Below are 16,826 nucleotides of genomic sequence, written 5' to 3' on the forward strand. Positions count from 1 at the left end.
GTGTCCCAGGGGAGTCGCCAGTCGCCAGGGAACAGTCGCCAGGCAAAAAGATGGTGGGAGCGCTCGTCACGCTCCCACTTCCAAGTGAATCTGTTTAGCCTTCTGGCGACTGGCGACTGGCCGCTGGCGACGCCCTCACCACGCGTAGAAGATCGCCACGATGAGCAGCCACACCACATCCACCAGGTGCCAGTACAGGCTGGCGGCCGTGAGAGATCCGTGGTTGTACTTGTCCATCTTGCCGGTCAGCGCCTGGTAGTAGGGCAGCGCGATGCCGGTGCCGCCGATCAGGATGTGCAGCCCGTGCAGGCCCACGATGATGAAGAAGCACGACTGCCACAGGTTCTGCGTCCAGTCGCTTTCCACGCCGAACAGCGCGAACTCGTACACCTGGAAGATCATGAAGACCGCGCCCAGGATCAGGGTGATCAGCAGGCCCAGCCGGAACCAGGTGTAGCGGCCCTTGTGGTGGTCCTGCTCGGCCTTGTGAATCACGAAGGACGAGGTCACCAGAATCAGGGTGTTCACGGCGGCCAGCCAGATGCTGGGCCGCAGTGCGGGCGGCTCGGCGGCGCCCACGATGCGCAGGTACACGTACCCGGCGATCAGCACGCCGAAGAGGCTGATTTCCGAGATGATGAACCACGCCATGCCCATGAAGCCGTTGTCGTACTTGGTCAGGTGGTGGTGCTCGACCGGCACGGCGTATTCACGGGTGCCCGCCCACTTGAACAGCGAGTACAGGAACAGCGGAATGGACAGGTACAGGATCACCGTGGAGATCTGGAAGTTCAGGCTCGCCTCGGAAAAGGCCTGCAATCCGCCTGCCGGGGTGTAATTGGTAAACCAGCCGTAGCTCAGGCCGTAGCCCATCAGCAGCAGCGAGAGCGCCGTCATGAAGGGCCAGATGGAGTCCTGCGGCAGGTGGATGCTCTTGGGGTCCACGGGCGTCAGGGTCTGCCCACTCTTTTCCCAGTCGTACAGCGGCCGCTCGGTGGGGAAGGTGGTGGGGAACTCGTGCGCGAAGTTGTAGGCGGCAGGGGGGGACGCCGCTGTCCACTCCAGCGTGAAGCCGCCCCAGGGGTTGTTGGAGGCCGTGATGGGCTTACGCAGGCTCTGGAGCATGTTCCAGACCCACACGATCCCGCCCGCGAGCAGCACCAGCGCCCCGATGGTCGAGATGAAGTTCAGCTCGGTCCAGGCGAAGTTGCCCGCCGGGTAGGTGTAGTAGCGCCGGGGCATGCCCAGCAGGCCCAGGATGTACTGCGGCAGGAAGGTCAGCCACGATCCGACCATAAAGAGCCAGAAGTGCCACATCCCCAGCCGCTCGTTCAGGAAGCGCCCAGTCATCTTGGGCCACCAGTAGTAGATGCCGCCCATCGCCAGGAACGCGGTGCCGAACATCATCACGTTGTGGAAGTGTGCCACCACGTAGTACGAGTTGGTGACCTGGTAGTCGAAGGGCACCATGCCCAGCGAGACGCCGGTGATCCCGCCGATCAGGAAGTTGAAGATGAAGCCCACCAGCCAGAAGGTCGGCGTCTTCATGATGATGCGCCCGCCCCACAGGGTGCCGATCAGGTTGAAGATCTTGACGCCCGTGGGCACGGCCACGATCAGCGTGGCGATGGCGAAAGCGATCTGCCAGCCTTCAGGCAGGCCGATGGCGAAGATGTGGTGCGCCCACACCAGCAGCGAGACGAGCACGATGCCCAGCAGCGAGTACACCATCACCCGGTAGCCGAACAGCGGCTTGCGGGCCATGGTCGAGGCGATCTCGGCGGCGATGCCCAGGTAGGGCAGCAGCATCACGTACACGGCGGGGTGCGAGTAGAACCAGAAAAACTGCGTGAACAGGATGGGCGTGCCGCCGATGCCGGGGTTGAACATCGAGAGGCCCAGCTTGAGTTCAAGGAAGGTCACCAGCGCCGCCGCCGTCAGGCCGCCCAGGCTAATGAGCTGCAGCAGGCTGGTCGCGAAGATGCTCCAGCAGAAGATGGGCATCTTCCACAGGCTCATGCCCGGCGCCCGCATGTTCACGATGGTCGCCGCGAAGTTCGCGCTGCCCAGCAGCGACCCGATCCCGTTGAGGATCACGGCCACCATGAACACGCTCACGCCCGTCTGGTTGCCGTCCACCGACAGCGGGTAGTAAAAGGTCCAGCCCACGCCCGGCAGCCCGCCCTGGAACAGCCCTGTCAGGATCAGGACCAGGCTGGCGATAAAGGACCACACCGCGAAGGTGTTCACGCGCGGCAGCGCCACGTCGCGCACGCCGAGTTGCAGCGGCAGGAAGAAGTTCCCGAAGCCGAACAGCCCAATCGGAATCAGGAAGAAAAAGAGCATGATCGCGGCGTGCCCGGTCAGCACCTCGTTGTAGGTGTTGCCCACCAAAAAGCCCTGGTCCGGCAGCGCGAGCTGGAGGCGCAGGGCGACGGCCATCAGCCCCGCCACCCCGAACGCGATGATCGAAACGAGGATGTACAGCAGCCCGATCTTCTTGTGATCGGTGGTCATCATGTAGTCCTTGATGACCTCCCAGGCTCCCCGCCGGGCGGAGGTCGCCGTGGGCTGTGGCGCGTGCTGAACCGTCACTGGGAGCCTCCTTGGGCGTCTTGGGCGCTGCCGATCACGGGCGTGCCGCGCCAGTAGTCGGCTTCTTCGGGCAGGCGCAGGCTGCGCAGGTACGCGGCGATGTCCGCGAGTTCGGCCTCGGTCAGGACGCCGCCCTTTTGCTCCTTGCCGTTGACCTGATAGGTCGCGCCGTTGTAGGGGGGCATCAGGCTGCCGGGCTTGACGCCGGGGCTGTTCGCCAGCCAGGGAATCAGCATCTCTTCGGCCCGCTCGCCTTCCCACATCCCGGCGCCCAGCGTGCGGCGGGTGCCGAAGAAGCTCAGATCAGGCCCGGCCGCCCCGTTGGCGGGCGTGCCCTGCACCCGGTGGCAGGCGGCGCAGGCGAGCGCCCCGGTCGAGGCCTTGCCCTGCATGAAGAGGGTATAGCCGCGCTCCTCGGCGCTGCCGGGGGCGGGCGTGGGGGCGCGGTAGGCCGCCGCCGCCGCCAGGAACGCGTTGTAGCGCTCGGGCTCCAGCGCGATCACCTTGAAGCGCATGTTGGCGTGAGAAGCCCCGCACAGCATCGAGCAGTTGCCCTGGTACGCGCCGGGGCGGTCGGTGTCGATCTGCCAGGTCTTCTCGGTGCCGGGGGTCGCGTTGCGCTGCCCGCCCAGGTTGGGCGCCCAGAAGGCGTGCATCACGTCGCCGGAGGTGATCGTCACGGCCACCGGGTTGCGGGTGGGCATCACCATCTCGTTGCCGTTGGTGACCACGCCGCCCGCTGCCGCCGTGGCGGTGGGGTAGCTGAAGTTCCACCAGAACTGCCGCGAGAGCGCCGTGACGGTCGTGGCGTTCTCCGGGGTGGGGTTCAGCCGGGCCATCGAGCGCACGGTGAGCACGCTCAGCACGATCACGATCAGGACGGGCACGGCCACCAGTGCCACTTCCAGGCGGTTGTTGCCGTGGAACTGCGCGGGCTCGGCCGAGTTGTTCTCCTCACGGAAGCGCCGCACCGTGGCGAACAGGGCGTAGGACACGCCGATGAAGATGATGATCGAGAAGGCGATGGCCCACACGCTCATCCAGAAGATCTCGCGGTTGAAGGCCGACGACATGTCGCCGAAGGTGACGAGCTGGTTCGACTCCTGACAGCCCGTCAGCAGCGCCGCTCCCGCTGCAAGCAGGGCGGCCCGCGCTGGGAGCCCCCGGCCTCCCCCTCGGCCGCGCAGGCGGCCACTCTGGTTGGTGTTCAATGTCACTCCTTTCCTCTTTCCTCGCGCCCCAGTGTAGTCGCTTCCACCGGAACCTTGCACCTTCCAAAACCGCCCGCCCCGCGCAGTTCGCGGCAGGGTCGACCGAGCGGTCAGGGATGCTCCCCATGAGAGCAGGCTGGGAGGTAGGCAAGTGTCCTTTGAGCCGGGGAGGCTGCACTCATGAAAGCCTTGCTAGGGCGGCCTGCCGGGTCCATCGGGTTAAGGAGGATTCGGTCAATGGGCGGGCCGCGCACCCCCTCCTTTGGGAAGCGCACGGCCCGCCTGGGACGAAAGTCGGCTCAGGCCAGCAGCACCCGGTCCAGCGCCCCCGCCAGGAACAGCAGCGCGAGGTACAGCATGGAATAGAGGTACAGCGGCAGCGTGACCGGGCGCTCGATCTTGCGGCCCGCCATCACGTGTCCGCGTAGCCGCCACGAGAGCACCAGCAGCCACGCGCCCAACCCCAGCGCCGCCACGAAGTACAGCCCCCCGACCGCCTGAAAGAAGACCGGCATCACCGAGAGCACCACCGTATAGATCGCGTACAGCCAGATCTGCGCGGCCGTCAGGCGGTCGCCGTGCACGACGGGCAGCATAGGAATACCGACCTCGCGGTACTCCTCCTTGATCATCAGCGCGAGCGCCCAAAAGTGCACCGGCGTCCAGAAGAACACGATGGCGAAGAGAAACCACGCCACCAGCGGCAGATCACCCGTCACCGCCGCCCAGCCCACCAGTGGCGGGAAGCACCCGGCCGCGCCCCCCAGCACGATGTTGTGCCAGGTCGTGCGCTTGAGCCACAGGGTATAGATCACCACGTAGGTGAAAAATCCCGCCAGACTCATCCACGCGGCCAGCGGCGTGGCCCACACCCACAGGGCCAGGAAGGAGAGCACTTGCAGGGCCGTGCCGAAGATCGCCGCCTCGCGGGTGCCGATCAGCCCGCTGGAGGTGGGCCGCCCCGCCGTGCGCTTCATCCGCAGGTCGATGTCGCGGTCGATGATCATGTTGAACACGCCTGCCGACCCCGCCGAGGCGTACCCGGCGAGGCTGACGACGATCAGCAGCCACAGCCCCGGCCAGCCTTCGGCAGCCATCACCATCGCGGTGAGGGTGGTCCACAGCAGCAGGCTGATGACCTTGGGCTTGGTTAGGGCGAGGTAGTCGCGCCAAGTGGGGCGGGGGGAGGCCGTGCCCGCCGGGGAGGCGGAGGCGGCGAGGTGGCTGTCCGTCATGCCGTCACCTCGGGGGGGGCCGCACGGGCCGGGGTCGGCACCCGGCGCAGGGTGGTCAGCGCTTCATACCCCAGCAAAACGGTCACGAGCCACATGATGCACGCCAGCAGCAGGTGCGTGAGCTGCATCCAGTCGGGGGCCTTCAAGGCCACGTTGGCAAATCCCACCGCCATCTGCGCGGCGATCACCCCGAACAAGGCGGCGCCCCAGCGCGTGACGGCCGGGGAAGGCCGCCAGCGCCGCAGCGCCCCCACCATCCACACCAGGTAGACGGTCGTGAGCACCGCGAGCATGGGGTGAACCACCCGCAGGTTCTCGATCAGGCCAGCGGTCGCGCCGAAGTCGCGCCGCACCGTGTCCAGCGGCGTGCCCGGTGCGGGCGTGAACAGCAGGTCGCCCAGCGCGGTCACTGCGCCCGCCATGCCCAGCACCAGCGTGAGGCCCAGGCCCACGGCCAGCACGCCCAACGCCCGGCCCTGCCCACGCAGCCGCAGCGCCGGGCGCCCCGAGGCCCACAGCGCCGTGAGCAGCAGGGCGCCCAGCAGCAGGAAGGTGTTGGCGAGGTGAATGCCCTGCACCAGGCCCCGCGCGGGGTCGGTCGAGTCGGCGGTCAGGCCGAGGAGCACCTGCACGCCGCCCACCAGTCCCTCCAGCAAGATCAACCCGAAGCTCAGCACCGCGCCCAGCCGGACCGGGTGGCCCTTCGGGGTGGCCCGGAAGGCCAGGGCGATCAGCGCCAGGGCCAGCAGCCCGCTCGCCCCGCTGGTCAGGCGGTGGCTGAATTCGATCAGGGTGTGGACCGTGGGGCTTTGCGGCACCACCACCCCGTTGCACAGCGGCCAGTGGTCGCCGCACCCGGCGCCCGCCCCCGTGATGCGGACCACCGCCCCCCACAAAATGACCAGCACGTTGTAGGCCAGGGCCGCCCACGCCAGCCGGGGGAGCCACGCGCCCGCACCCGTGCGGGGAACCGTCAGCGTTCCGCTCATCTTCCTCCTCTGCTGTTTCCCGCCGCGCCTCGGCCCGGCTCTGCACCGGGGGCGCGGTCAACCCGGCTATTCTAATCGCCCCGCCCCGCTGAAAATTGTCCCCTGGCCCGGTCCCCCCTTCCCGCGTTCGCCCCCCCGAGGTGCCCATGCTCCGCTCCGAAGTCAATGCCGCCCAGCGCCGCGCCCTCGCCCTGCTGCGCGAATTGCGCTTCGCCGCGCCGCCCTGGGTAACCTGGGGGCCGGGGGACTGGGCCGCGCAGCCGGAGGTCGCCGCCTATTGCCGCGCCCGGCAGATGGGCTGGGACGTGACCGATTTTGGCTCGGGCGACTTCGCCCGGCGGGGGCTACTGCTGATCTGCACCCGCAACGGCCGCCCCGGTGTGCCCGGCGACGTGCCCTACGCCGAGAAGCTGCTGCTGGTGGGCGAGGGGCAGGAGACGCCGCTGCACACCCACCACCACAAGACCGAGGACATCATTCACCGGGGGGGTGGGGTCCTGGTGATGGAACTGGCGCTCGTCGGGCCGCAGGGCGAGGTCCGTGACGTGCCCGTACCCGTCACCACCGACGGCCGTCTGCGCCACGTCCCGCCGCTGGCCCCGCTCGCCCTGCACCCCGGCGAGAGCATCACCCTGCGGCCGGGGACCTACCACCGCTTCTATGCGCGGCCCGGCGGCGGTCCGGTCCTCGCCGGGGAGGTCAGTGCCGTGAACGACGACCTGCACGACAACGTCTTTCTGGAGGCGGTGGGCCGCTTTCCCCCGGTGGAGCCTGAGGAGGCGGCCCTCTACCCGCTGTGGAGCGAGGTCGGAGGCGTGGACGGGCACTGACTGTCCGGACACCCGCCCCGGCCCCTGGCCTCTAGACTGCCGGGCGTGGCACCGATCATCAACCAGTGGGCCGTCATCACCATCGTCCTGAGCGGCATCGCGCTCGTGTTCGGTGTCGTCTTTATCCGCCGGGGCAACCGCGAGGCGCACATGCGGGCCATGCTCACCGCGAGTGCCCTTGCCACCGTCTTTCTGGTGCTGTACCTCACCCGGCTCGCGCTGGGCTACGAAAAGGCCTACGCCGGGCCGGATGGGTGGCGGGGCGCGTATTTCACGCTGCTGATCAGCCACATCATCCTGGCCGCCGCCAACCTGCCCCTCGCGCTCGGCGCCCTGTGGCACGCTTGGAAGGGCCTGCGGGCCGCCGGAAACCTCGGCAACATCGATGCCCCCGCCGCCCGCCCGTCGTTCAACCGCCACCGCGCCTGGGTGCGCTGGACGGTCCCGGTGTGGCTGTACGTGGCGGTCACGGGCTGGATCATCTACCTCGTGCTAGGGAGGTACGGGGAAGTGGTCACGGGGTAAGGGAGCGGCCAGCCACCCGCTTCCAGCGGTCAGCACTCACGGCCCTTGGCTGGCGGCTGGTTGCTGAAAGCTGATAGCGTTTTCCTCATGAAGCGCTCCGTCCCCGACCTGATCCAGGCTGCCGACCCGCTGGTGATGGTGACGGCCTACGACTATCCGGGCGCCCGGCACGCCGAGGCCGCCGGGGTGGACCTGATTCTGGTCGGCGACAGCCTGGGCAACGTGGTGCTGGGCTACGACTCGACCGCCCCCGTGACGCTGGCCGACATGATCCACCACGGGCGGGCGGTGAGGCGGGGTGCTCCGGAGACGTTCCTGGTGGTTGACCTCCCCTTCGGCACCTATCAGACGGGCGCCGGGGACGCGATGCGCTCGGCGGTGCAGGTGATCCAGCAGACCGGGGCGGACGCCGTGAAGATGGAGGGCGCGACCCCCGAGATTCTGGAGGCTGTGACGGTCCTGACCCGCAACGGCCTCCCGGTGATGGGCCACGTCGGCCTGATGCCCCAGACCGCGACCGCGCAGGGCGGCCTGAAGGTGCAGGGCCGCGACGAGGAGGGAGCGCGGCGCACGCTGGACGGGGCACTGGCGTTGCAGGAGGCCGGAGCGTTCAGCGTCGTGCTGGAAGCGATTCCTGCCCGGCTGGCCCGGCTGATTACTGAGCGGCTCGCGGTCCCGACCATCGGGATTGGCGCCGGAGTCCACTGCCGGGGTCAGGTGCTCGTGTACCACGACCTGCTGGGGCTCTATGAGGGCGACGAGAAAAAGCTCGCCAAGCGCTACGCCGAAGTGGGCCGCACCTCCCGCGAGGCGCTGGAAGCCTACGCCCGCGAGGTCCGCGCCCGTGAGTTTCCCGGCAAGGAACACAGCTTCGTGATGAAGGACGAGGTACTGGGGAAGCTGTACTGATCCGGAGGTAGGCCCCCCCCTCCCCCCTCCACCCGTCTGGGGGACCTCCACATCTGCGCTGCCGCGGCCGTGATGGGCGTGTTATGACAGGAGGAAGATGTCTCCTCGTCCCCTGGGACCGGCCGACCTGCCCGAGCGAATCGCGCGGGTCTATTTCCGGTTGCTGGTGCCGTTGGTGGCGGCGGCGGTGCTGTGGATCATCTCGGCGCTGACGGGGAGCGTTCACCCGCTCGTGGCGCTGTTCTCGGGCACGCTGGCGATGTTCGCGCTGCTGCACCTGCTGCGCCCTGGCTGGAGCGAGGGGCTGCGGCTGGCCTTCGCCGTCAGCGTGCTGGTGTTTGTAGCGGTCCTGGGCCTGGAACCGCAGCGGCTTGGTGTCCGGGCCCCGTACCACGAGCTGATTGTTCACCTGTTGCTGCTGCTGATTCCGCTGAACGTGCTGATCTGGCACCTGCTGTTCAGCGACCGGCCCCGGCGGGCGCGAGCGCTGGTGCTGGCCCTGACGGCGGCGGGCACCCTCGCGGCGACCCGCTGGGAGGACGTGGCGACCACACACCTGACGACCTCGGCGCTGCTGCTGGCGGTCAGCCTCGTCACGCACTTTTTCGCGGGAGCGGTCGTGATCTTGCAACGCCGCATGCGCGAGGAAGAGCGCCTTGCCCGGCAAGACGCCCTCACCGGCCTGGGCAACCGTCTGGCCTTCACCGAACTGTGCGCCCAATGGCCCCAGACAGTCCCCTCCGGCGTGCTCGCGGTGCTGGACATCGACCATTTCAAGGTGGTCAACGACCGCTGGGGCCACGAGGCCGGGGACCGGGTGTTGCAGGGCGTGGCGACCGTACTGCGCGAGGTACTGGGCGGCAGTGTGCCCCTCTTCCGCTGGGGCGGCGAGGAATTCGTGGTGTGCCTGCCGGGCCGCTCGGCCCACGAGGCCGCGCGGCTGCTCGAGGGCGTGCGGGCAGGCATCGCCGGGCATACCTTCGGGGAGGGCCAGCAGGTCACCCTCAGCGTGGGCCTGTGCGCCTACGGCCTGCAGCAGGGCCTCGCCCACGCCTTTTCCCAGGCTGACGCCGCCCTGCGGCAGGCCAAGGACAGCGGGCGCGACCGGCTGGTGATGGCCCCGGCGGCGTAAGAGCAGGCAACTTCCAGCTGCCCGCAAAAGAAGAAGAGAGCTTCAGCGCGTGCTGAAGCTCTCCTGGACTGGTGGCTGGCCGCTCAGTTCCAGCGCCCGCCCCGCTCCCGGCGCACTTCCGGCTCGGGGGCGGCGTAGGTTTCCTCGGCGCGGCTGAGCTTCTTGCGGCCGTACAGCCCCTCCAGCACGAACTCGGTCGCGCTCGCCCGAACCGAGTCGTCGGGGCTGCTCGCCACCTGCGCGGCGAGGTCGGTCAGGCCGGGCACGTCCTTCGCCGCCTTCAGGGCGCTCGCCGCGTCTCCGCCCTGCGGAAAGCGGAAGACGTTGCCGTCCTCGAACCACTTTTCCAGCTCGCGGGTGTCCGCGCTGCCGTAGTGCCGGGCGAACACGGCCCCCGCGGCCTTGCGAATCACGTCGCGGGCGACCTGATCGGCCCCCTTAAGTTCGCCCTCGTACTCCAGTTCCAGCTTGCCGGTGATTGCCGGAAGGCCCGCGTACACGTCCGAGACGCGCACGACCGGGGAGTCGCCGGACACCAGCGCCCGGCGCTCGGCGTTGGCCGCCGCGAGCTCCATCAGGCTGATGGGGAGACGCTGCGATACGCCGCTCATCTTGTCCACCCGACCGTCCTCGCGGGCCTGGAAGGCGATTTCCTCGATCAGTTCCGAGATGAAGCCGGGCACGGTGACGCCCTCGGCCCGCACCGCCTCCTGCGCGGTGATGTCCATCCCGAGCCGCACGTCGCTGGGGTAGTGGGTGCGGATTTCCGAGCCGATGCGGTCTTTGAGGGGCGTGACGATCTTGCCCCGCGCCGTGTAGTCCTCAGGGTTGGCCGAGAAGACCAGCATCACGTCGAGTTCCAGCCGGATGGGGTAGCCCTTGATCTGGACATCACCCTCCTGAAGGATGTTGAACAGGGCCACCTGCACCTTGGGCGCGAGGTCGGCCAGCTCGTTCACCGCGAAAATGCCCCGGTTGGCACGCGGCAACAACCCGAAGTGCATGGAGCGCGTGTCGCCGAGGCTGGTGCCCAGGCGGGCGGCCTTGATGGGGTCCACGTCCCCGATCAGGTCGGCAACCGTCACGTCGGGGGTGGCGAGCTTTTCCACGTAGCGGGCGTCACGCGGCAGCCAGCGGATGGGCAGGTCGTGCCCGTGGACTTCGAGCAGGTGCCGCCCCTCCGCGCCGATGGGGTTGATGGGATCGTCGGGCATATCCACCCCGTCAATGACGGGCACCACCTCGTCGAGGAGTCCGGTGATCGCCCGCAGGATGCGGCTCTTTGCCTGCCCGCGCAGCCCCAGCAGGATGAAGTTCTGCCGCGCCAGCAGCGCGTTCACGAGTTGCGGGATAACGGTGTCGTCGTAGCCCACCACGCCGGGAAACAGCTCCTCGCCGCGTCTGAGCTTGCGGGTCAGGTTCTCGCGGACCTCGTCCTGCACGGTCCGCGCCCGACCGTCGAAGGGCGAGCGCCCCGCGTACTCCGGCGTCTGCAACAGTTCTCCGAGCGTCCGAGGTCTGTTTTCCATAGCTAGCGCGGAAGCTAGCACGCGTCCCGGCGCGGGAATGTGCGGCTTACGGGGGTCACGAGGTCGCGGCGCTGGTGGCAGCGGCGCTTTCGTGATCGTCCTCCAGCACCTTGTAGGCGCAGGTGGCGGCCAGCGCGGCGAGCAGGGGCGGCAGGCCCTCCGGCAGGGCGAGGGCCACGTCCTTGCCCTCCACCGCGCCGCCGATGCGCCCGCTGAGGCGCCGGGCCGTGGCGTGCAGCTTCACGTCCTTGCCCATCACGCGCCCGGAAAAGCGGCCCTCGATGCGGTCGCCCCGCTGCGTCAGCGCCACGTCGTCCCCCTCGACCCGCCCCCCTAGGCGCACGGCCACCCGGTCGGGGGTCACGTCACCGTCCACGTCGAAGCCCGCGAAGGTGCCGCCCACGCGCCCGTCCACGTCGCCCCCGCGCAGGGTCAGGTCGAGGTCCTTGCCTTGGAAACGCCCGCCGATGCGCCCGCGCAGCCGCGTGCCGTCCCACTCGGCGTGCAGGTCGTAGCCCACCGTGAGACCGCCGATTCGTCCTTCGAGGTTGTTCATCGTCACCGGGTACGTGGCGCAGCCACGGAAGGTTGCGGTTCACTCTGTCCCATGCCCCCGCGCCCCACCACACCCACCGACGCGCCTACCCTCGCCGTGCACCGCTTTCCCGACGGGGCGGACGCCGGGGAGCGGGCCGCCTATGCCGCGTGGGTGGCGGGAGCGATGGAACGTGGCGTGTACCTGGGCTTCCTGGCCGAGCACGGGGGGCGGGTGGTCGCCGGGGCGGGCCTGACCCTGCTGGAGTGGGGACCGACGCGCGGCGACCCGCAGCCCTGGCGGGGCCGGATCGTGAACGTCTGGACCGATCCCGACTTCCGGCGGCGCGGCCTGGCCCGCGAGCTGGTGACCTGCTGCATGGAAGTCGCTCGGGAACGTGGCGTGACCCACCTCAGCCTGGGGACCACCGAGGCGGGCCGGGCGCTGTACGAGGCATTGGGCTTCCGGACCAGCGGAACGGAAATGGTGCGCCGGGAATGAAGTCGCCCCCACCGTCTTCCCAGAGAGCGGAGCGGGAGGCCAGGGTACGGTTTGAGGTATGAAACGAATGCTGCTTGCGGCCCTGACCCTGCTGCCCCTGATCGCGCTGCCCACGGCGGGAGCCGACGACGTGACCTGCTCGGGCACGCTCCGCAACCGCACCGTGGACGGTGACGTGAAGGTGCGTCGGGGCGCCACCTGCACCCTGATCAACGTGCGGGTGGACGGCAATGTGGAGGTCGAACGGGGCGGCAGCGTCACCATCCGCAACAGCACCATTGACGGCAACGTCGAGGGCGAGGACGGCTTTCGCCAGATCACTGTGACGGGTAGCCGGGTGGACGGCAACCTCAAGGGCGAGCGTGGCGGCGGCGTGACCGTGGAAAACACCCGTGTGGACGGCAACATTGAGCTGGAACGCAACAGCGGCGCCCTGCGCGTCAGCCGCGTGACCGTGGACGGCAACCTGGAATGCGAGAACAACGCCCGCACGCCCACCGGGGGCAGCAACCGCGTGGAGGGCAACCGCGAGGGCCAGTGCCGCAGGCTCTGAGCGGCTGAGGGCGGGTTCAGGGCCGCTGCCCCGTGTGGGGAGTGGCCCTTTCCTTTGCGCGTCCGGGACGCGGTCCCGCGCTATGCTCGCCCCCATGTACCGCGCCGTTATCGGGCTGGAAGTTCACCTGCAACTGCGGACGCGCTCGAAACTGTTCAGCGCTTGCCCGGCCGACTACCACGGGGCGGACCCCAATACCTTCGCGGACCCCCTCACCCTGGGGCTGCCCGGCACCCTGCCCACCCTCAACCGCGAGGCAGTGGACCTCGCGCTGATGTTCGGCCTCGCGCTGAACTGCGACGTGTCGGGCTTCACCCAGTTTCACCGCAAGAATTACTTCTACCCCGACTCGCCGAAGAACTTTCAGCTCTCCCAGTACGACCGCCCCGTGGCGCGGGACGGGTATCTGGACGTGGGGACCGAGCGGGTGCGAATCAAACGCGCCCACCTCGAAGACGACGCGGGCAAGCTGCTGCACCCCGCCTACGCCCCCTACTCCCTGCTCGACCTCAACCGCGCCGGGTCGCCCCTGATCGAGATGGTCACCGAGGCCGACCTGACGGGTCCCGAGCAGGCCCGCGCCTTTCTGGAAAGTGTGCAGGCCATCGCGCAGGCCCTCGGGGTCAGTGACGCGACGCCCGAGGAGGGCAAGATGCGCTGCGACGTGAACCTCAGCGTTCACCGGCCCGGCGAACCGTGGGGCACCAAGGTGGAGGTCAAGAACCTCAACTCCTTCCGCTCGGTCGAGCGGGCCATCGCCTATGAAACGGCGCGGCAGACGCGGGTGCTGGACGCAGGCGGCACGGTGACGCAAGACACCCTGGGCTGGGACGAGGGCGGCGGCCGGACCTTCGTGATGCGGACCAAGGAGGGCGAGGCCGACTACCGCTACTTTCCCGAGCCTGACCTGCCTCCCCTGGACATCACCCCGGAGTGGATCGCGCGGGTGCGGGCGCGGATGCCCGAGCTGCCCGCCGCCAAGCGGGAGCGCTACCTCGCGGCGGGGGTGCGCGAGGCCGACGCGCAGACGCTGAGTCATGACGTGGCCCTCTCACGCTTCTACGACGCGGCGCTTTCGGGGGGGGCCGACCCGCAGAAGCTGGCCAACTGGCTGCTGAGCGACGTGGCCGGGCTGCTGGCGGCGCGGGAAATGGCGCTCGCGGATTCAGCCCTTCAGCCCGCGCACCTCGCGGCGCTCGTGCGCCTGATTGACGAGGGCACCATCAGCGGCAAAATTGCCAAGGACCTGCTGCCCGACGTGCTGGACGGCCACGACCCGCAGCGGCTGGTGCAGGAACGCGGGCTGACCGTGGTGACGGATACGGGGGCCATCGACGCCGCCATCGACGCCGCGATGCAGGCCGACCCCGCCACCGTGGAGAAGGTCCGCGCTGGGAACGCCAAGGCGATGAATGCCCTCTTCGGCCCGGTCATGAAGGCCACCGGGGGCCAGGCCAAGCCCGAAGTGGTCCGCGAGCGGCTGCGGGCCAAGCTGGGACTGTGAGGAGGGGTCCCCAGGCCCCAGCGCCGGGCGCCGCCTTGCCGGGAGCTGCCCCGTGACCCGCTGGCGCACCCCCGCCCTCGCGGCCCTGTGGGTCCAGGTCGCCGGGCTCGTCGGCCTCGCCGCCTCCCTGCTGTGGCGGGGGGGCCTCGCGGAGCTGGGCTGGCTGAACGCGGCGGAGGCGCTGCTCGCCGCGCTGGTGCTGGGCCTGTGGACGGCGGTGCTGGGGCGCTTCACGGCGGGGTGGGGCACGCCGCCCGAGGACGGCACTCTGCGGGCGCTGCGGGGGGTGTTTCCCTGGCTCACGTCCTTGCGGCTGGCGCTGTGGTTTCTGACGCTGGTGTCGGTGCTGGGGGGCGCGGCGCCGCAGGCCAACCCGGTCGCCCTGACCGCCCTGCTGTCCGTGTGGCCTGCCTCCGTGCTCGCGGGCAACGCGGTGTACGGTACCCTGGCCCGCCTCGCGCCCGAACCCGCCGACCTGGGGCGGCGGGCGCGGCTGGCCGACTGGCTCAATGTGGCGGCGGCGCTCAGCCTGGCGATGGCGGTCTTCAATCTGGTGCCCATCCGGGGCTTCAGCAGCGTTCCTGCCGACGTGGACCTGTGGGTTTACGGCCTGAGCGGGGCGCTGGACGTGGCTGCGACCCTGCTGGCGCGGCAGGCGGTGCTGACGGCGCCCTTTCCACGGGGGTAGGGGGGGCACCGGGGGGCAGAGCGCGGCGGCCCCGGAACGGTATGCTGCGAGGCACGCATGAGCCAACCCTCCTTTTCCCTGCTCCGCCCGCTGGTGTCGCTGGGTGACCTCGCCTGGGACGTGCTCGCCAAGCCGGACACGATGCTGCTGCCGGGCGGCGACACGACCGGGCGCCTGGAACTCTCCGGCGGCGGCTCGGCCGCGAATCTGGCGGTATGGGCACGCCGGGCCGGATACCCCGCCACCTTTGTGGGTAAGGTGGGCCGCGACCGCTTCGGGGACCTCGCCGCCTACGAGTTGCGCTCGGAAGGCGTCAGCGCCGAGGTCATCCTCTCGGACGAGCACCCCACCGGCGTGATTCTCGCCCTGATCGACGCGCGGGGCCAGCGGGCCATGCTGACCGGGCGGGCCGCCGACTGGGAACTGCGCCCGGAAGAATTGCCGGGGGAGACCCTGCGCGGGGCGCGGCACCTGCACCTCACCGCCTGGAGCCTCTTTCGTGACCCGCCCCGCGCCGCGGCCCTGGCCGCCGCCGCCCTCGCCCGCGAGGGGGACGCCACCCTCAGCCTCGACCCTGGGAGCTTTCAGATGATTCAGCAACTTGGCCGTGAGACCTTCCTCGGGATCATCGACGCGGTCCCCTTCGACGTGATTTTCCCCAACGCCGACGAGGCCCGTGCCCTGACCGGCGAGGCCGAGCCGAGGCAGGCCCTGACCTGCCTGCGGGAGCGCTACCCCCGCGCCCTGGTGGTTCTGAAGATGGACGACGAGGGCGCCCTGATCGAAGGCCCGGAGCAGCCCCGCGTGCATATCCCGGCCACGACGGACCGCCCGCTGGACGCGACCGGAGCCGGCGACGCCTTCGGGGGCGCGTTCCTGGCAGGCTGGCTCGCGCACGGGGACGCCCCCCGCGCCGCCCGCCTCGCCGTGGAGGTGGGCGGCTGGGTCGTCTCGCGCTTCGGTGCCCGGCCCCCCGCCGATGCGGAGCTGGGGCGGCGGCTGACCGCGCACGGCGTGACCCCGTTCGGCGCGGATGGGGTGCCCGCATGACCCGGCTTCAGGGGGGCGGGATGGCCCTGTGGGTCAAGCTCCTGCTGGGGCTGGTCGTGCTGCTGCTGGTCGCCGCCGCCGGGGTCTTCGTGTACCTGCGCGGCCTGACCCAGCCTGCCGGGGGGAACCCCTACACCCTGCAAGTCGAGCCCGGCGACACCCTCCCCGCCGTGGCCCGCGAGTTGCAGGACAAGGGCATCGTGAAAAACGCCGACGCCCTCAGATTCGTGATGCGGCAAAACGGCACGGCGGGCAGCCTCAAGGAGGGCCTTTACGACCTGAAGGGCGACATGACCGTCTATCAGGTCGCCGAGAAGCTCGCCGGACCTGCCCGCATCCCCACCGTCAACGTGACCGTGCCCGAAGGCTGGCGTATCCGCGACATTCCCCCCGTCTTCGAGAAGGCGGGTTTTGACCGGGCAGGCATCGAGGCGGCGCTGAACGACGCCTCGCTCAGCCAGTACGCGCGGGGCGAGCAGGAGAACCTCGAAGGCTTCGTCTTCCCGGCGACCTACGAGTTCCGGGTGGGAGAGACGCCTGTGGACGCGGTGAAGGAAATGGTCGAGCGCATGGAGCAGGAATTCACCCCGGAGAACGTGGAGAAGGCGAAGGCGCTGGGCCTCTCAGTGCGCGACTGGGTGATTCTGGGCAGCATGGTGCAGGCCGAGGCCGCCAACAACGCGGAGATGCCGGTCATCGCCGGGGTCTTTCTCAACCGCCTGCGGGACGGCATCGCGCTGGGCAGCGACCCCACCGTGGCCTACGGGCTGGGCAAGGACCTCCCCGAACTCGACCGCTCGGCAGGGGACTTTACCAAGGACACGCCCTACTCGACCTACACGCGTCAGGGCCTGCCCGCTGGCCCCATCAACAACCCCGGCCAGCCCGCCCTGCTGAGCGTCCTGAACGCCGAGCGCAAGCTGCCCGACGGCCGCGACGCCCTGTATTTCCTGCACGCGCCGGACGGGAAGATCTACGTCAACCACACCTACGCCGAGCACCTGCGCGACAACGCGACCTACCGCTGAGGCAGGGCCGCC

The 16,826-nt window shown here is 69.5% G+C and carries 16 protein-coding genes; 10 read left to right on the top strand and 6 right to left on the bottom strand.

Annotated features, from left to right (window positions below):
• Positions 1–135: 135 nt before the first annotated feature.
• From F8S09_RS08450 to F8S09_RS08465, 4 genes are all read right to left on the bottom strand, one after another.
• Positions 136–2,595 carry a cbb3-type cytochrome c oxidase subunit I gene (locus F8S09_RS08450; RefSeq protein WP_322618665.1) on the bottom strand — a complete coding sequence of 820 codons (2,460 nt, stop codon included), beginning with the start codon at positions 2,593–2,595 and terminating at the stop codon, positions 136–138.
• Positions 2,592–3,812 (bottom strand): cytochrome c oxidase subunit II, encoded by a 1,221-nt coding sequence (gene coxB, locus F8S09_RS08455; protein ID WP_407643657.1) that lies wholly within the window; start codon positions 3,810–3,812, stop codon positions 2,592–2,594. Before coxB ends, F8S09_RS08450 begins: the two co-directional genes overlap by 4 nt.
• Before the next feature lie 293 nt (positions 3,813–4,105).
• Positions 4,106–5,041 carry a heme o synthase gene (locus F8S09_RS08460; protein WP_152871069.1) on the bottom strand — a complete coding sequence of 312 codons (936 nt, stop codon included), beginning with the start codon at positions 5,039–5,041 and terminating at the stop codon, positions 4,106–4,108.
• A complete protein-coding gene (locus tag F8S09_RS08465) occupies positions 5,038–6,030 on the bottom strand; it encodes a COX15/CtaA family protein (RefSeq protein WP_152871070.1) in 993 nt (330 codons plus the stop codon). Before F8S09_RS08465 ends, F8S09_RS08460 begins: the two co-directional genes overlap by 4 nt.
• 146 nt (positions 6,031–6,176) lie before the next feature.
• Between F8S09_RS08465 and F8S09_RS08470 the strand changes: the two genes are divergently transcribed.
• The 4 genes from F8S09_RS08470 (at position 6,177) to F8S09_RS08485 (ending at position 9,426) form a co-directional block, all read left to right on the top strand.
• Entirely contained in the window at positions 6,177–6,860 is a 684-nt protein-coding gene (locus tag F8S09_RS08470) for a D-lyxose/D-mannose family sugar isomerase (RefSeq protein ID WP_152871071.1), read from the top strand.
• 45 nt (positions 6,861–6,905) lie between these two features.
• Complete coding sequence (locus tag F8S09_RS08475; protein ID WP_322618666.1) at positions 6,906–7,385, top strand: DUF420 domain-containing protein; 480 nt, start codon at positions 6,906–6,908, stop codon at positions 7,383–7,385.
• 87 nt (positions 7,386–7,472) lie between these two features.
• The gene (panB, locus tag F8S09_RS08480) at positions 7,473–8,294 is read left to right on the top strand and encodes a 3-methyl-2-oxobutanoate hydroxymethyltransferase (RefSeq protein ID WP_152871073.1); all 822 of its coding nucleotides are present in this window, start codon (positions 7,473–7,475) and stop codon (positions 8,292–8,294) included.
• A gap of 97 nt (positions 8,295–8,391) precedes the next feature.
• Positions 8,392–9,426 carry a GGDEF domain-containing protein gene (locus F8S09_RS08485; protein ID WP_152871074.1) on the top strand — a complete coding sequence of 345 codons (1,035 nt, stop codon included), beginning with the start codon at positions 8,392–8,394 and terminating at the stop codon, positions 9,424–9,426.
• 83 nt (positions 9,427–9,509) lie between these two features.
• On the opposite strand, the gene F8S09_RS08490 is transcribed toward F8S09_RS08485, so the two are convergent.
• The gene (locus F8S09_RS08490) at positions 9,510–10,955 is read right to left on the bottom strand and encodes an ATP-binding protein (RefSeq protein WP_152871075.1); all 1,446 of its coding nucleotides are present in this window, start codon (positions 10,953–10,955) and stop codon (positions 9,510–9,512) included.
• A 55-nt stretch (positions 10,956–11,010) separates the two neighbouring features.
• Positions 11,011–11,511 carry a hypothetical protein gene (locus tag F8S09_RS08495; protein ID WP_152871076.1) on the bottom strand — a complete coding sequence of 167 codons (501 nt, stop codon included), beginning with the start codon at positions 11,509–11,511 and terminating at the stop codon, positions 11,011–11,013.
• Between the two features lie 51 nt (positions 11,512–11,562).
• Between F8S09_RS08495 and F8S09_RS08500 the strand changes: the two genes are divergently transcribed.
• The 6 genes from F8S09_RS08500 to mltG all read left to right on the top strand — a co-directional run bounded on the left by F8S09_RS08500 (position 11,563) and on the right by mltG (position 16,814).
• Entirely contained in the window at positions 11,563–11,991 is a 429-nt protein-coding gene (locus F8S09_RS08500; RefSeq protein ID WP_152871077.1) for a GNAT family N-acetyltransferase, read from the top strand.
• 58 nt (positions 11,992–12,049) lie between these two features.
• A complete protein-coding gene (locus F8S09_RS08505) occupies positions 12,050–12,544 on the top strand; it encodes a hypothetical protein (RefSeq protein WP_152871078.1) in 495 nt (164 codons plus the stop codon).
• 94 nt (positions 12,545–12,638) lie between these two features.
• Positions 12,639–14,048: an Asp-tRNA(Asn)/Glu-tRNA(Gln) amidotransferase subunit GatB gene (gene gatB, locus F8S09_RS08510; RefSeq protein WP_194165282.1), complete on the top strand. Its 1,410-nt coding sequence runs from the start codon at positions 12,639–12,641 to the stop codon at positions 14,046–14,048.
• 52 nt (positions 14,049–14,100) lie between these two features.
• Positions 14,101–14,736, top strand: a complete 636-nt coding sequence (locus tag F8S09_RS08515; protein ID WP_322618667.1) for a hypothetical protein — start codon at positions 14,101–14,103, stop codon at positions 14,734–14,736.
• A gap of 57 nt (positions 14,737–14,793) precedes the next feature.
• On the top strand, positions 14,794–15,786 hold the full coding sequence (locus tag F8S09_RS08520) for a carbohydrate kinase family protein (protein WP_152871080.1): 993 nt from the start codon (positions 14,794–14,796) through the stop codon (positions 15,784–15,786).
• Complete coding sequence (gene mltG / locus F8S09_RS08525; RefSeq protein ID WP_152871081.1) at positions 15,783–16,814, top strand: endolytic transglycosylase MltG; 1,032 nt, start codon at positions 15,783–15,785, stop codon at positions 16,812–16,814. The genes F8S09_RS08520 and mltG overlap by 4 nt, the downstream gene beginning before the upstream one ends.
• Positions 16,815–16,826: the final 12 nt, after the last annotated feature.

The sequence above is a fragment of the Deinococcus terrestris genome, from assembly GCF_009377345.1.
GTDB lineage: Bacteria > Deinococcota > Deinococci > Deinococcales > Deinococcaceae > Deinococcus > Deinococcus terrestris.

Bases quoted from the DNA above. Each gene is read 5' to 3' on its own strand.
- F8S09_RS08460 (WP_152871069.1), bottom strand. From the start codon at position 5,041: ATGACGGACAGCCACCTCGCCGCCTCCGCCTCCCCGGCGGGCACGGCC.
- F8S09_RS08465 (WP_152871070.1), bottom strand. From the start codon at position 6,030: ATGAGCGGAACGCTGACGGTTCCCCGCACGGGTGCGGGCGCGTGGCTC.
- F8S09_RS08470 (WP_152871071.1), top strand. From the start codon at position 6,177: ATGCTCCGCTCCGAAGTCAATGCCGCCCAGCGCCGCGCCCTCGCCCTG.
- panB (WP_152871073.1), top strand. From the start codon at position 7,473: ATGAAGCGCTCCGTCCCCGACCTGATCCAGGCTGCCGACCCGCTGGTG.
- F8S09_RS08485 (WP_152871074.1), top strand. From the start codon at position 8,392: ATGTCTCCTCGTCCCCTGGGACCGGCCGACCTGCCCGAGCGAATCGCG.
- F8S09_RS08490 (WP_152871075.1), bottom strand. From the start codon at position 10,955: ATGGAAAACAGACCTCGGACGCTCGGAGAACTGTTGCAGACGCCGGAG.
- F8S09_RS08495 (WP_152871076.1), bottom strand. From the start codon at position 11,511: ATGAACAACCTCGAAGGACGAATCGGCGGTCTCACGGTGGGCTACGAC.
- F8S09_RS08500 (WP_152871077.1), top strand. From the start codon at position 11,563: ATGCCCCCGCGCCCCACCACACCCACCGACGCGCCTACCCTCGCCGTG.
- F8S09_RS08505 (WP_152871078.1), top strand. From the start codon at position 12,050: ATGAAACGAATGCTGCTTGCGGCCCTGACCCTGCTGCCCCTGATCGCG.
- gatB (WP_194165282.1), top strand. From the start codon at position 12,639: ATGTACCGCGCCGTTATCGGGCTGGAAGTTCACCTGCAACTGCGGACG.
- F8S09_RS08520 (WP_152871080.1), top strand. From the start codon at position 14,794: ATGAGCCAACCCTCCTTTTCCCTGCTCCGCCCGCTGGTGTCGCTGGGT.
- mltG (WP_152871081.1), top strand. From the start codon at position 15,783: ATGACCCGGCTTCAGGGGGGCGGGATGGCCCTGTGGGTCAAGCTCCTG.